This window comes from Mycobacterium gastri, assembly GCF_002102175.1.
Taxonomy (GTDB): Bacteria; Actinomycetota; Actinomycetes; order Mycobacteriales; family Mycobacteriaceae; genus Mycobacterium; species Mycobacterium gastri.
In genome coordinates this window covers 14,903-28,577 of sequence record NZ_LQOX01000085.1, presented here as the reverse complement: position 1 = coordinate 28,577, position 13,675 = coordinate 14,903, and the positions used below count along the sequence as shown (strand labels likewise).

At 64.6% G+C, this 13,675-nt stretch carries 9 protein-coding genes and 4 pseudogenes; 6 read left to right on the top strand and 7 right to left on the bottom strand.

Going from position 1 to position 13,675, the window contains the following annotated elements; all coding sequences use genetic code 11:
* Positions 1-105 precede the first annotated feature (105 nt).
* A pseudogene (locus AWC07_RS08615) lies at positions 106-690 on the bottom strand (MFS transporter); the annotation flags it as partial.
* Between the two features lie 366 nt (positions 691-1,056).
* On the opposite strand from AWC07_RS08615, the gene AWC07_RS08610 reads away from it, so the two are divergent.
* Complete coding sequence (locus AWC07_RS08610) at positions 1,057-1,551, top strand: MarR family winged helix-turn-helix transcriptional regulator (protein WP_244187531.1); 495 nt, start codon at positions 1,057-1,059, stop codon at positions 1,549-1,551.
* A gap of 18 nt (positions 1,552-1,569) precedes the next feature.
* On the opposite strand, the gene AWC07_RS08605 is transcribed toward AWC07_RS08610, so the two are convergent.
* Complete coding sequence (locus tag AWC07_RS08605; protein WP_036408659.1) at positions 1,570-3,531, bottom strand: SpoIIE family protein phosphatase; 1,962 nt, start codon at positions 3,529-3,531, stop codon at positions 1,570-1,572.
* A gap of 286 nt (positions 3,532-3,817) precedes the next feature.
* On the opposite strand from AWC07_RS08605, the pseudogene AWC07_RS08600 reads away from it, so the two are divergent.
* A pseudogene (locus AWC07_RS08600) lies at positions 3,818-4,234 on the top strand (hemerythrin domain-containing protein); the annotation flags it as partial.
* Positions 4,235-4,310: 76 nt separating this feature from the next.
* On the opposite strand, the pseudogene AWC07_RS28570 reads toward AWC07_RS08600, so the two are convergent.
* Positions 4,311-4,442: pseudogene (locus AWC07_RS28570) on the bottom strand (amidohydrolase family protein); the annotation flags it as partial.
* Positions 4,443-4,599: 157 nt separating this feature from the next.
* Between AWC07_RS28570 and AWC07_RS08595 the strand changes: the two are divergent.
* Both AWC07_RS08595 and AWC07_RS08590 read left to right on the top strand, forming a co-directional pair.
* Complete coding sequence (locus AWC07_RS08595) at positions 4,600-5,298, top strand: alpha/beta fold hydrolase (RefSeq protein WP_244187530.1); 699 nt, start codon at positions 4,600-4,602, stop codon at positions 5,296-5,298.
* 148 nt (positions 5,299-5,446) lie between these two features.
* Positions 5,447-5,992: pseudogene (locus tag AWC07_RS08590) on the top strand (type ISP restriction/modification enzyme); the annotation flags it as partial.
* On the opposite strand, the gene AWC07_RS08585 reads toward AWC07_RS08590, so the two are convergent.
* From AWC07_RS08585 to AWC07_RS08570, 4 genes are all read right to left on the bottom strand, one after another.
* Positions 5,989-6,405, bottom strand: coding sequence for an Rv2019 family toxin-antitoxin system toxin ribonuclease (locus AWC07_RS08585; RefSeq protein WP_036408656.1), 417 nt, complete (start codon positions 6,403-6,405; stop codon positions 5,989-5,991). The pseudogene AWC07_RS08590 and the gene AWC07_RS08585 sit on opposite strands and share 4 nt — an antisense overlap.
* Complete coding sequence (locus AWC07_RS08580) at positions 6,395-7,114, bottom strand: Rv2018 family toxin-antitoxin system antitoxin (RefSeq protein ID WP_036408668.1); 720 nt, start codon at positions 7,112-7,114, stop codon at positions 6,395-6,397. The genes AWC07_RS08585 and AWC07_RS08580 overlap by 11 nt, the downstream gene beginning before the upstream one ends.
* 340 nt (positions 7,115-7,454) lie before the next feature.
* Positions 7,455-8,660 (bottom strand): amidohydrolase family protein, encoded by a 1,206-nt coding sequence (locus AWC07_RS08575; RefSeq protein ID WP_036408653.1) that lies wholly within the window; start codon positions 8,658-8,660, stop codon positions 7,455-7,457.
* A 71-nt stretch (positions 8,661-8,731) separates the two neighbouring features.
* Positions 8,732-9,748, bottom strand: a complete 1,017-nt coding sequence (locus tag AWC07_RS08570; RefSeq protein WP_036408651.1) for a hotdog fold thioesterase — start codon at positions 9,746-9,748, stop codon at positions 8,732-8,734.
* Between the two features lie 199 nt (positions 9,749-9,947).
* On the opposite strand from AWC07_RS08570, the gene AWC07_RS08565 reads away from it, so the two are divergent.
* Both AWC07_RS08565 and AWC07_RS08560 read left to right on the top strand, forming a co-directional pair.
* Positions 9,948-11,723 (top strand): DEAD/DEAH box helicase, encoded by a 1,776-nt coding sequence (locus AWC07_RS08565; protein WP_167380036.1) that lies wholly within the window; start codon positions 9,948-9,950, stop codon positions 11,721-11,723.
* The gene (locus AWC07_RS08560) at positions 11,720-13,612 is read left to right on the top strand and encodes a hypothetical protein (protein WP_036408649.1); all 1,893 of its coding nucleotides are present in this window, start codon (positions 11,720-11,722) and stop codon (positions 13,610-13,612) included. The genes AWC07_RS08565 and AWC07_RS08560 overlap by 4 nt, the downstream gene beginning before the upstream one ends.
* The last annotated feature ends 63 nt before the right edge of the window (positions 13,613-13,675 follow it).

Here is a 13,675-nt window from a genome sequence, read left to right as displayed (position 1 = left end):
CTCACTGGCAAACGGGTGGTCCCATGACCGTGGCTAAACCCTGCTCAAACCGGTCCCATCACGGTGGCGGTCGACAATCGACGTCCTCGCCGGCGCGATCGGACCCGGATCTGCGGACCGTTGCCCGGGTAACGCCAGGATTTGTGCGAGAGCAAGGACGGCGAAAATCACCGTGGCCGCCAGGACACTCATCCGGAAGTTCGATGTCACAAAGGCCAGTCCGATTAGCGGGCCGAGGAAGATTCCCGCTCGGTTGAACATGTTCAAGGTGGCGAATGCTTCGATTCGGCGGTCGTCGGTTTCGGTGGCGAGATAAGCCCGCAGCGCCGGGTTGAACAGCGCACCAGCGAAACCCGTTGCTGCTGAGGCAATCAACAACGTCGATAGCGACTGGGCGATCGCCAACAAGCCGAATGCGCCGATGCGCAGCAGACAACCGGCCACGATCAACGGTTTGTAGCCGAGCCGATCGGCGAGCGTACCGCCCACGAAAAACATGCCCTGCTGGCTGAAGTTGCGCACACCCAGCACCAGGCCGACGGCCCATGCTGCCAGGCCAAGGGTCCCTGCCAGATAGCTGGACAAGTAGGGCATCAGCATGTAAAAGCCTATGCTGGCCCCGAATTGGTTGATCATGAGTACCCGGCTTGGGCGGCTCAAGCTGCGAAACTGGGCCCAGAATCCCGTCATGGCACCATCCGACGTAGTTCGGTTACGGAAGGACGTTGATTCGCAACAGGTCTCGCGCGACTGTGCTGCTGGCTTGTTGCGTGGACTTCGAACTCCCGGTCATCCCGCCGACCAGGCTGCCCAACCCGCTTCCCACGCGCTGCGTTCTGGGCCCACATCTCGCCGTAATGCGCTTCCGTGGCGGCGATCGCCGCCTCGTACGCCGACGCCGCAGGCCTGGCGTGGGTGGCCGTTAGCTCGGCTTGGGCGGCGGCCGCCATGTCTTCCTCTCCTGGGCCAGATGACTATCTGGCCAAAATTTGATAGCAGTATTGTACGTATAACAACTATTGAGTACGCAAGTGTAAGCCCTGTTACTATTTGCATGTGAACAGAACCGATGAGGGTGACTCGCGAGCAGGTGTTCGACTCAGCGAATTGGATCCCAAGCAGGAACAAGCCTGGGAGCTGTGTATTCATTCGGCTGCGTTACTGCAGCGCACGCTCGATGCCGAGCTGCGTGCCGAGTGCGGCATGAGCCTGCTCACCTTGGACACCCTGGTGCAGTTGTCCCGCGCGCCCGGTCAGGCCCTGTACATGAAGGACCTGGCCTCCGCTCTGGTCTACAGCGCCAGCGGCATCACCAGGATTGTTGACAATCTGGAACGATCCGGTCGTGTCGCGCGTAACCCGGATCCGGCCAATCGCCGGGCTACGCGAGTCCAGCTGACCCCGCGAGGACTTGATGAGCTGCAGTCGGCGTGGCGGCTTCATGCCCGCGGTGTCGAACGGTGGTTCGCCAAACACGTCAACCCGCGTCAGGCGAATGTTCTTGTCGAGGTGTTCGGCGCGGTGACCGCGGATTTAGAACGCTTGCGGTAGCGCAGGTTTCCGCCACCGTCAATCTTCGGCGAAGACGTTCTCGGCATCGCCGCTGACCAGCGGTACCTGGACCAGCGACAAGACGTGGTGTGCCGGGGTGCCGGGCGGCGCCACCAGCACGCAGTCGCCGCCCTGGATGTGTGCCCGGTCCCGGGCGGCCACCAGGGCGGCGACACCCGCCGATCCAAGGTGGGTGACGGCGCTCAGATCGATGGTCAAAGGCGCCAGACCCGAACGGCTTTCGACGGCGATCTGGCTGTCCAGGGTAGTCGCGGCGTTGGCGTCGACGTCGCCGCGCACTACGATGCGGCCGGGCTCGGCGACCAAAGAGACGAACTCTGTGTCGATCGCCGGTGGGTAGGCGGTACGGCTGACCACCGCATCGGTGACGAACTGCGCCGGCCGGGACAGGCGATGCGTGATGGTGGCGGTGGTCCCGTCGGCGTCGTGCCTGACGTGCGATTCGCCGACCAGGGCCGCGGCCATCGCGAGTCCACGCCCGCGGCCCTTTTCGCCTTCGCGGTGATCCTTCCACGTGCCCCTGTCGATCACCGATGCCCGCAGTTTGCCGTGACCGTCCAGTGTCGCCTCGACCACGAGACCGCCGGGAACCTCTGTGCCGTAACCATGTTCGACCGCATTCTCGACGAATTCGGAGATCGCGTGCACGACATCGGAGATGTCGGTGGAGTCCGCACCGATCTGCACAAGCCATTCACGGAGCCGGGCGCGGATCCCGCGCGCCGCGTGGATCGTCGCGTCGGTCGTCATGCACAGCGGGGGCGCCGGGATCCGGCGTTGCGCCGCAAGCAGTGTGACGTCGTCGTTGTAACCCGTGGATCGAAGCAGCAACTCGAGCGTTTCCGAGCAGAGGCGGTCGATGGGCCGGGCCGGCGCATCGATGACGAAGCCGCCGCCGCTGGCGATGGTTGCCACCAGTTCGGCGAATTCTGCCGTGCTGGCCCCCAGCGGCCTGCCCGGGCGTTCCACTAAACCGTCGGTGTACAGCATGATCGCGTCGTCGATGTTGAGCACCTCGGTACATACCGGGAATCCCGTTCCGCTCCCGAGCGGACCCGCGCCCGACGGCTGCAGGTAGCGGGACTTCGCATCGGCGGTCACCAGCAACGGCGGTGGGTGCCCGGCGGTGCAGTACTGGAAGTCGCCGGTGGCCAGGTCGAGGGAGCCGACACAGATCGTCGCCGAGGTTGAGCCGGGCACCTGATCGTGGAAGGACTCCACCGCCTGCAGGGCTTCGACGATCGTGTGTCCCGCCCAAATCTGCATCCGCAGCGCCGTGCGCAACTGTGACATCACCGCTGCGGCTTCCACGCCATGGCCGACCACATCCCCGACGATCAGTACCAGCCGATCCCCGAGGGCCACCGTGTCGAACCAGTCCCCACCGGCCGCGGTGTCCCGCGCGGCGACGAGATACTGCGCGGTGAGGTCGGCGCCGGAAACGACGGGCACCGACGGAGCGAGCAGCGCCTGCTGCATCACGATGGCCGAGTCACGGACGTGGCGGTACCGCTCGGACAGTTCCTCGACCTGCGCTTCGGCATCTCGTCGTTGCTGTACCCGGCTCGTGACGTCATCGAAGAGGATCTGCACGCCCTCGATCGATCCGTCAGCCCGGCGTCGTGGCGTGACGACAAAGTCGAAGAATCGCTCCTCGACTCCGGAACCGTCGAAGTCAGCCTGCAGCCGCCACTCGGATCCGGACTGTGGCTCGCCGGTTCGATACACCCGATCGAACATGTGGTAAATCTGCTGTCCCTCGAGTTCGGGATAGACCTCGCGCGCTAGCTGTCCCACGCCGATGAATGTCGGGCTGAGGCTGCGATACGCGGCGTTGGCTGCGACGAAGCGGTGGTCGGGTCCTTCCAACCCCACCAGCATTGCGGGCACGTTCTCGAAGATCCGGCGGACATCCTCGGCTGTGCCGACCTTCTTGTCCCAGTCCATGTCGGGCGCCATGTGGCTGTCCCTCCTACGGACCGATCGAGCAACAAGGCAAGCGCGTCGACGGCTCTGGTCGACGGCCGATAATCAGATTAGCAATGCCCATGACCAGGTCGCGGCACCAAAAGTTCGGTCGAGTCAGGTGGAGTTCGTGTTGAGCACCCGGTCGGCGGTCTCAGCCAGCGCCTGCCGGTACTTCTCGGACAGTTGGGTCAGGAACACATATGCCGCCGGCGCGTCGATCAAGAACTTAGGTAGCGCGGCGGACCCCGGCTTTTAGCCCTTGGGGGTGAGCGCGTGGTTGGCGGTGCATGAAACCGCCGAGGAGGAAATCGTTCATCCACGGGCCAAGCGCAAGATTGCCGGTGGGCAGACGGTAGTCACCAAGCGGCTGGAGGAAGAGCACGAAGCCAAGACCGTGCTCAGCGAGCTGGAGAAGCTTGACGTCGACAACGCCGAGTTCACCAGCAAACTCACCAAGCTGCGCGATACCGTCGTCGACCACGCCGAGCATGAAGAAGCCGAGGAGTTCGCCAAACTGGGCGACGAACTGAGCAGCGGCGAACTCGAACGGATGGGCCGCGCCGCCAAGCTGGCCGAGGCGACCGCGCCCACCAGACCCCATGCCGGGGGTGAGTCCCTGATCGCCAACCTCATGGCCGGCCCGTTCGCGGCAATGCTGGACCGGGCACGCGACGCCATTGTCGGGAAAGGCTGAATCGCCCTGATTCGCCCCTGATTCGTGCCGTAGTTAACTCGAACCCCAAGAAGCCCGGTGCGCGAAGCACTGGGCGCTCTTCGAGCCTCCGATCTACGATTAGTAGGGTAATCACCGGGGTGGCGAAAGATACTGTCCCGGTAGTTAAACGATACATCCATTGGTTGAGCGCGTGGATGACGTCGTGGGTCATCTCCGGGTCGTCCTTCCTCACATCTTTCTCGTAATGGCCGCTGTGTGGCCGATTGGCCGTCATCCTGATTGTCATGTCCGACACCAAACACGTCGTTCTCATCCACGGCACGTGGGCTCGCGGCGACAGTTGGGCCCCCGCCCGCGCGGCCTTCGAAGAGCGCGGCTAAATCGTGCACACCCCGACGCTGCGCCACCACGAACTGCCCTTGCGGGAAGGTGCCATGAAGATCGCGCCGCTGAGCATGCGCGACTACACCGACGACCTCGTTGCGCTCGTCGACTCGCTGGACCCCCCACCGCTTCTGGTGGGGCTGTCGCTGGGCGGTCTGCTGGCACAGCTGGTGGCCACGCGCACCCGTCATGCCGGCGTCGTCGCCGCCTGCCCGTCGCCTGCGGCAGGCATCTTCGCTCCAACTCCCGCGACGCTGCGTAGCTTTGGGAGCCTCTTCGGGCGGCACTTTCTACAGCCACGACCGTGGGCCAAGCCGTTGTATCCCACAACGTGGCAGCGGTTTCGGCGGTGGGTAGCCAACACGCAGACCGAGGATGCCGCCCGCGAGGTGTTCGCTGAATTGGTCTGCGAATCGGGGCGCGCCTACTGCGAGATCGTCTTCCCATTCCTGGACCGAGGCAAGGCCACCACCGTCAACTTCGCAGCAGTCACGAGCCCAGTGCTCACAATCCGAGGCGAATGCGACCTTGTCGTGCCGCCACAGATCGCCCCCACGACAGCAGCCCGGTATCAGAAGGGCACCTTTGTCGAGATCCCCTGCTCTGACCATCTCGTCTTTTTCGGGGACGCGTTGCCCGTCACCATGCGCCATATCGACGACTGGATCATTCAGAATCACCTGCTTTCTACCGCTTAGCCGCCGAGTGTGTTGATGAGCCGGTTTCGGTGACGGCGTATGCGCTCTAAGCCGGATCGGGGTCTGCTTTCGACGATTGAGGCGCGGTGTTCGGCGCCAACGATCAACGAGAACACAGGCTTCTACCTGGTTGGTGCTGGCTCCGATCGTCTACGGCCTACTCCACGATCCCGCCTACCGCGAAAAGTACGCGGCCGACCTGAAGAAGATGCTGCCGCACATCCTGACGCCGGAAACTCCCGAGCACTTCGATCAGCTCGCCAACGCCGGTCGCCGCCTCGCCGGGCTGCACGTCGGCTATGAATCGGTCGAGCCGTATCCCCTTGACGTGCAATTAAAGCCGGGCACAGATCCGCGGGACCGCGAGACTTGGCGGGTGGACAAGATGAAGTGGAAGTCCAAGCAAGACCACTCGGCGATCGTCTACAACTCCCATGTCACCATCGCCGGTATCCCCGACGAGGCCGTGCGCTACCTGCTTGGCTCACGCTCGGCGCTGGACTGGATTATCGACCGTTACCGCGTCACCACCGACAAAGCGTCCGGAATCGTCAGCGACCCCAACGACTGGTGCGACGAGCACGGGAACCCCACCTACATTGTCGATCTCATCAACAAGGTCACCACCGTGAGCGTAGAAACGATGAAGCTCGTCGACAGCCTCGCCAACGCCCGCAAAGCAATGACCTACTAAAGCACGCGAACAATTCTGCTTGGCTGAACCGTGTAAATGAACGGTCCTGGCGAACGTGCCGCACGGACAATGGAAGAAACGCAGACGATGTACCGTTTCGCGACTTCCTGCGCCAGGATGTCGGCTCTTGGCACACAGAACAGTCGGGCACCCGTGTCGATTACTATCTGTCGCTCGACGGCGTTGCGCCTGATGTTGGCATCTTTGTGAAAGCCGATCCAGCCGCGTTCGGCCGTCAACGCGATCCACTCATGATCGCTGACACTCTGAGCCCTTACCTCGCCGTAGTGCTCACGCATTGTTGTCAGCCGGAATCCGGCCTCACGAAGGAGTTTCGGTACTTGCACAGCGCCCAAACTGCGGTCGACAAAGATGTGATCGAGGTCGGCTAGCAGCTGCGGATCAGGCAGCAATGGCGTCGACTGCGTCTTGAAGCTGGGCCACCGTCACACCGTAGTCATCGGCGACCGCTTGAAACGTCGCCCCGGCGCGTAACGGGCCTAGCACGTCAGCCACCCGGACGCCACTCATGTCGAACACCGGTTGCCCGTAGCCCCGGCAGGGATCGAGGACGACATTGGCCTCACCGTATTGCGGCAACCTGATCATTGACGCGAGGCGGTCGTCTGCGAAGCTGATCTGCTTGAGGTAGTGTTCGACGATCTCCTTGAAGACGTACTGGCCAGATCGAGGGACAATCAGTCCTCTGACGACCCGATCATCGGGGCTACCCTCCCCGGAACGCTCGGCAAACCGCCAGAGTACTTCTGCGCCGTCCGTGCACAAGTCCTGCGATGCAAGAGCATGCGGCCCGACGTTCTTGATCAGCCAGTCGAGGGATGGCCGGATGCGTTGCATCGGGACACCGGCTCGGCGGAAGGCGTTCAACACGTATGCCTCGGCGATCCCAACGAACGGCAGCCTGGCATCGCTACCCGCCAGGTGAGGAAGAGCGGTGATGATCGGCTGGCCCTTCACGGTTGGCGCGTTGGCCGGCCTACGTTCGTACCCATCAGCCCAGGTCGCCAAGGTTGCGCGGGAAACCAGGAGGTATCGGGATGCCTCGGTCAGCGTGTAGAGCGGAACGTCGAACCGCAGATCCGGTAGTTGCTTGCCGGTCATCAAGTTCACCTCCCGAGCTTTCCGAACCTACCCCGCAAGAGTACGCATGCTGCTTACGCCATTGGCCTCACTTCGCCGCCGCCGGCAAGTCAGCCTACGACCAGTGACCGACACTTGGCGCCCGCCAACCATTCAATCCGCCGGATGGGGCTCGCGCCAGACTGTTTCATGCCAATGGCGTATGCGGGTGGGTCCAGTCAGCAATCCGACACGGCGGAACGATTTCCTCCTCGGCGGTGGGGTTGAGTCCCAGATCGCCAACGTCATGGCCGGCCCGTTCGCGGCAGTGCTGGATTGGGCACGCGACGCGATCGTCGGGAAAGGCTGACCGGCGTCGTGATTACGCGCTGACTGGCTTGGTTGCCGGTGTTTGAACCTTCATCACTTCGATCATGTTGCCGCCCATGATCTTTGCGACGTCGTCCTGGTCGAAACCGGCGAGTTCGTCGACGAACGAAATCGGGTCTTTCAGGCCTTCGGGGTGCGGCCAGTCGGAACCGAAGACCACCCGGTCGGTGCCCACCATCTTCACGATTTCGGAGAACCGGTCCTCCCAGAACGGGCTGACGTAGACGCACCGCTTAAACGACTCGATCGGGTCTTCGCTGAATGCGTTCGGCATTTTCTTGTAGACGCCCTTGAGTCCTTTGAAAAGGTGCGGCACCCAGTCCGCGCCGTTTTCGATGGACAGGATGCGCAGCTCCGGATTACGCGACAGCGCGCCATGGCACACCAGCGCACCCATGGCATCCTCGATCGGCCGATGTCCCATCGCCAGGCTCCGGAAGGCGGTCGGCTTGAACGGCAGGAACTCGTCGCCGGGTTCCCACACGTTCATGAATTCCGAATAGCCGCTGTCCGATGCGTGCATCGAAACCGGGATCCCGGCCCGGACGCAGGCTTGCCAGAACGGGTCGAACTCCTCGAAACCGAACGAGCGGCTGCCGCGGTACCCGGGTACCGGGGCCGGGCGGACCAGCACCGTGCGAGCGCCACGCTGCAGGCACCACTGCAGCTCTTCGAGTGCCCGATCCACGATGGGCAGGGTGATCACCGGGGTGGCGAAGATGCGGTCCCGGTAGTTGAACGACCAAGTCTCGTACATCCATTGGTTGAGCGCGTGGATGACGTCGTGGGTCATCTCCGGGTCGTCCTTCATCCGCTCCTCGACCAGACTGGCCAGGGTGGGGAACATCAGCGCGTAGTCGATGCCCAACTCGTCCATGACTTCCAGCCGCGGGCCCGGTTCCCGGAAGGCCGGGATCGCCTTCATCGGCTCACCCATCACTTCGCGGTAGCTCTTGCCTTCGCTGCCGTGCCGGAAATACTCCTCCTGGGCGCCCGGGCGGGCCACCACTTCGAACGTGGGGTTGGGGATGTATTCGCTGATATGGCCGCGCACCACGATCTTGGTGCGGCCGCGGATCTGCACGTAGTCGATCACGTGCTTGCGCTTGTCGGGGAGGAACTTGGTCAGCGCCTCCTGCGGCTCGTACATGTGGTTGTCGGCATCGAACACCGGAAAGGGAAGCTCGCGAGACGGCATGGCGATCTCCTTGTAGAAGTCTCGGTTCTCAGCATGTGGTAATGACGTTACCACCTAGCGCAAGTGTTCCGCTAACGGCTTTCGCGAGCGTCGTTGTGCTCGATGATGGCGAAATTCACGGTTGCCGTCGCCGCGAGTTCGCTGTCGCTGTCACCGAAGATATCGACCTGCATGACCAGCGATCGCCGGCCCGCCCGCAGAACTCGCGGCACCGCGAGCGCGCCGCCCTGCCTGATCGGGCGCAGGTAGCGGATGAAGAGGTCGGCCGTGGTCATGGCGGTGCCCGGCGGCAGGTACTCCAAGCCGAGTTGCCCGCCGGCCACGTCGGCCAGCGTGGCGATCAGGCCACCCTGCAGCGCGCCGGAGGTGTTCACCACCTGCGGGCTGACCGGCATGGTCATCGCGAAGTCGTCGTGTGCGGTGGCCGGGCGCATTCCGATCTGGGCGAACAGTTCGCCCAGCGAGGACACCGGCTCGTCGTCGATGTCCCGAATGCCCAGGGCTCGGCTGCAGAACTCGTACAGTTGGCCGGCGTCGATCGGCGTTCCGTTCAATTCGCTTCCCAGCCAGTGCAATCGGAGCGCTCCCAGCACCGTCTGCATAACGATGGCCGCTGCGGCGCCGACGTCGAGGCCGGGGTTGAACACCCCCTCGGTGATGCCCTGCCCGACGATGTCGCGCAGCAGTCGATGCAATGGCGAAAGCACTCGCGCGTATTCGCGGGGCCGATTCTCGGCGAGGTACTGGTTGTAGAGACTCAGCGCCCGGTTGAGGCTGTCCTGGGTGGTGGACTCCGGTCGTGCGCTGATGCGGTCGATGACCAGCTTCAGGGCGGCGGTGCTGTCGAGTCCGGCGGTTTCGGTGCGCCACAGCTGTGCCGTCTGCGCCATGGTCCTGTCGAAGAGGGCCAGCAGTAGTTCGTCCTTACTGCCGAAATGCTGGTAAAAAGCCCGCAACGAGGTCTTGGAGCGCGCCACGACCTCTTGCACGGTGAAATCGGTGCGGCCCGTTTCACCCAGAATTTCGACCGCCGTCTTGATGAAGCGGTCGGCGCGCGTTACTTCCGCTTCCTCGTTAGGGGCGGTCACAGGCGTTGCCTCCTCAACTTGCGCGTTGCTAGCAGTATTGAGAATGAGGTTACCGCGATTTGAAGCCGATGTCGTCAAGCGTGTCACCAGAACCGCATCCGCCCCATTTGTCACAGCTCGGCGTGGGTCGTCGGTCATGTCGGTGGTCGCCGGTACCGTCCGGCGCAAGCAAATGCGAACCTGGTCGCCGGGAGGCCTCATGACTGTCACGATCGCCGCGGGAGAGCCGTCCACAACAGAGCCCTCCGCCTATCTGCCATTGCTGGCACGGCTACGCAATGGCGCACGGGCGCAACCGGATTGGCCGGCGATCGTCGATGACGCGGTCAAGGTCTGGGCACGGCCGGGGTTTGACACCTTCCTTGCGATGCCTCGGTTGCGGTTCGAGCCGTTCGACTATCAGCTGCGGGCCGCGCGCACCGTGCTGCAGCGGATGCGCGGCCGGGGGATCCTCGCCGACGAGGTCGGGCTCGGCAAGACGATCGAGGCCGGGTTGGTGGCCTCCGAGTTGCGCATGCGCGGGCTCGCCGACCGCGTGCTGGTAGTCGTTCCGGCGGGGCTTGTCGACCAGTGGCGTGACGAACTCGAGCGGAAGTTCGGGTTGCCGACCACCATCGTCCAATCCGGGTCGACACCGGCCGCAGAGCTTGGGATGGACCGGCCGGTCACCATCGCGTCGCTCGCCGCCGCTCGTCGCGATCCATTGCTGGGCAGGCTGACCGACACCGACTGGGACTTGGTGATCTTCGACGAGGCGCACCGGCTCCGCAACCCCCGAAGCGCGTCGGGCAAGCTCGCGCGCTGTTTGCGCGCCCGTTATCTGCTGATGCTGACGGCGACGCCGGTGGAGAACAAGCTGTCGGACTTGTACCAGCTGGTCAGTCTGGTCGCACCGGGACTGCTCGGCACACCGGCCCAGTTCCGCGCCAAACATAGCGCGGCATCGGTCGGTTCGAGACCGCACAACCTGGAGGAGCTGCGCGCACGGACTAAAGAGGTGATGGTCAGGCATCGCCGCAGCGAGGTCGCCGTGATGTTGCCGCCTCGGCTGGCCGAGACGATCTTGGTGACTCCCGGCGCCGACGAGGCCGGTCTCTATGCCGACATCGTCCGGCGAGTCAGGGCAGCGGCGAGGCGGTTCAGGGATGGATCCGGACTCAACCGGTTTGCCCTGCGCGGGCTGACCCGGCTGGCCGGTTCCAGTCCCGGGGCCGCCGCACCCACGCTGGCGAAGCTCGGCTGGCACGACCTCGCGGAACGGGCCCAGGCCATCCGGGAACCGGACAAGGTGCGGGTGCTCGTCGAACTCCTCGCGCGCCACGTGGGCAGGGGCGAAAAGGTGTTGGTATTCACCGGGTTTCGGCAGACACTGGACGTGCTCATCGCTGCGGTCGAGCGGGCCGGGCTCTCGTCGGCGTTGTATCACGGCAGCCTCACTCGTACGGAGAAGGAGGCGGCAATCGCCGCGTTCCGCGCCGAAACGCCGATCCTGCTGTCGACGGAGTCGGCGGGCGAGGGTCGCAACCTCCAGTTCTGCCATGTGATGGTGAATTTCGACCTGCCGTGGAATCCGATGCAGATCGAGCAGCGGCTCGGCCGGCTGCACCGCGTCGGGCAGGAACACGACGTGACGCTGACCAACCTGGTCTGCCGGGGCAGCGTCGAACAAAGGGTCATGCATGTTCTTGAGGCAAAGATCAACCTGTTCGAACTCGTCGTCGGTGAACTCGACATGATCCTCGGCCGGATCGACGATGACTTCGATTTCGAGAACGAGGTTTTCGACGCGTTCGTCGATGCCGTCGACGACGACGAGTTCGAGCGAAGGCTCGACGTCCTTGGGAACGCGCTCGCCGAGGCGAGACGCAGCTATGTGAAAAGCCGGGAAGATGTCGACCTCCTCGTGGCGACCGCGAGCGCGGCGCAGCCGGGCGCGGCGGGTCGCCGCTCAGCTGACCCGGGTGCGGCGTCATGACGAGCACCGATGTGGGACTGGGCTTTTGGCTGCGGTATGTCGAGGCGAGCGGCGGGCTCACCGAATTGGGCGGCGATACGACGCTGGTGATGCTCCCACCAGACTTGCAGGCGATGCTGGAGCTGCCGGAGGTGCTGCAGGTCACCGCCGATCCCGATGTCGCTCGCGAGGACGGTGCGACGCTGCTCTCGGCGGGGCATCCCGCGCTGGGCCGCTGCGCCGCCGAGGTGCTGGCCGTGGGTGATGTCGCCGCGATGACCTTTCCGGTGATCGCCACGCCGCCACCGGCGGCCGAGCACCTGCAGGCGATGGCCCGCGACCAGTTCACCGTCGAGCACGGGCGGATCGACGCCACCGGCGCACCGACCCGGTCGGTTCGCGCGATTCTGCGCCTCGGCGTGCTGGTCGACTACACCTTGTCCAGTGACGACCACTATCAGGAATGCGCCGAGTGCTGGGTGGATGTGCAGTCCCGACGTCAGCTCCCGACCCACGTCATTACGAGGCTCGCCGCCATCCCGACGGTGCCGAAAGATGGTTCGCCTTCCTTCAACGGCCTGGCCACGGCGGTCAGATTTGCGGACCAGGTTATCGAGCAGTGCGCGCAGCGACGGCAATCCCAGCTTGCGGATGACGTCGTTAGGGCGCGCGACGCGGAGCTGGAACGTGTCGAGGCGTACTACCGTGATGCGCTCGCGACGATCGAGCGTCGGCGCGCGCACGCACCTGCCGATCGCTGGGAGCTGTTGGACGCACGCGCCGACAGCGTACGCATCGAGCGTGGCCGACGGATCGGCGAGACTCGGGAGAAGTACCAGGGGAGCCACCAGATTCGGCCGTATCGGCTGCACATCTACGAGGTGCCGGTATGGCGGTTGCCGGTCGACGTTCGTCGCGGCGACCGGCGCTACCCGCTGACGCTCGATTGGCTCATTCCACTGGCCCGGTTCGCCGACATCGCCTGCCCACACTGTGGTGCCGATGAGCGGCTGGCCGCCACGAAAACGGGCCTGCGGTGCGCTGGCTGCGTCCCGCGGCCGACGGTGCGGCTGGTGCCTGAGCCCGCGATACCGTCGGCAAAGCCAGCGGTGAAGGCGAAACCGGTTGTCGCACAACCGCAGACGCCGAGACCGCAATCGTTGCCGGTGCCCGCCGATTCCGGCCCGGACCTAGCGAAAATTCCGAAGCTCGGCGACAAGCTGACCGGAAAAGTGTGGGAAGCAGTGGTCCGCAACGACCGGCGGCTGGCACGGATTTGTGCGCCGGATTCGCCCGCGGCGGCTGCGATCCGGCTATACGGTCCGTCGGGCGCCGCGTGGGCGGTGGGGATTATGCCGACCGAGGACCTGGCCGCCGTCGCCAGCAGCAGCGCAATCACCTCGTCGGGGGTGCACCATGCGTCCCATGGCTACGTGGAAACCGCAGCGGGACGTCGCTTTCCATTCCTGCTCCGGTGGCACGTGGCGGGAGGCGCCGCACAAATCGACGAGATTCTGCCCTACGACCGGCCTTTCGAGACCGCACGCCTGAAGCGATGGGTGCTGGGACCGGGCGGCACGGCCGTGCACGCCCCGCCGCAACCCCGGTTGCCGCTCGGCCCTGTCGGCGAATTGCTCTGGCGCAGCGTGATTCCCGTGTTCGGCCTGCCGGCCGTTCTGCGCTGCCTCGCCGCGCTGTGGCGGCTGTCCGACGAGGGCGCCTTGCTCGATTCACATGGCCCCGGGGCGATCGCGGCCGGAATCGAACGAATGGTGTGCCAACGCGCGAACCTGACAACCGGCCGCTTCGCCGATATCGCTGCCGTCTACCGCATCGAGGAAGCCGCGGTGCGCGCCGCCGATGCTGCCCTGCAGAAGTGCCTGCGACTGGGCCCGCAGCGGTGGTGGTAAGCGTTGGTCTGGGTCGTCGTCGCCCCGGACAAGGTTAATTGTGCTCGACGTGCGCGGCCGCTG

Coding starts and splice junctions, on each gene's coding strand:
- AWC07_RS08605 (WP_036408659.1), bottom strand. CDS start 3,531: ATGGCGCCCGACATGGACTGGGACAAGAAGGTCGGCACAGCCGAGGAT.
- AWC07_RS08580 (WP_036408668.1), bottom strand. CDS start 7,114: ATGACCGGCAAGCAACTACCGGATCTGCGGTTCGACGTTCCGCTCTAC.
- AWC07_RS08575 (WP_036408653.1), bottom strand. CDS start 8,660: ATGCCGTCTCGCGAGCTTCCCTTTCCGGTGTTCGATGCCGACAACCAC.
- AWC07_RS08565 (WP_167380036.1), top strand. CDS start 9,948: ATGACTGTCACGATCGCCGCGGGAGAGCCGTCCACAACAGAGCCCTCC.
- AWC07_RS08560 (WP_036408649.1), top strand. CDS start 11,720: ATGACGAGCACCGATGTGGGACTGGGCTTTTGGCTGCGGTATGTCGAG.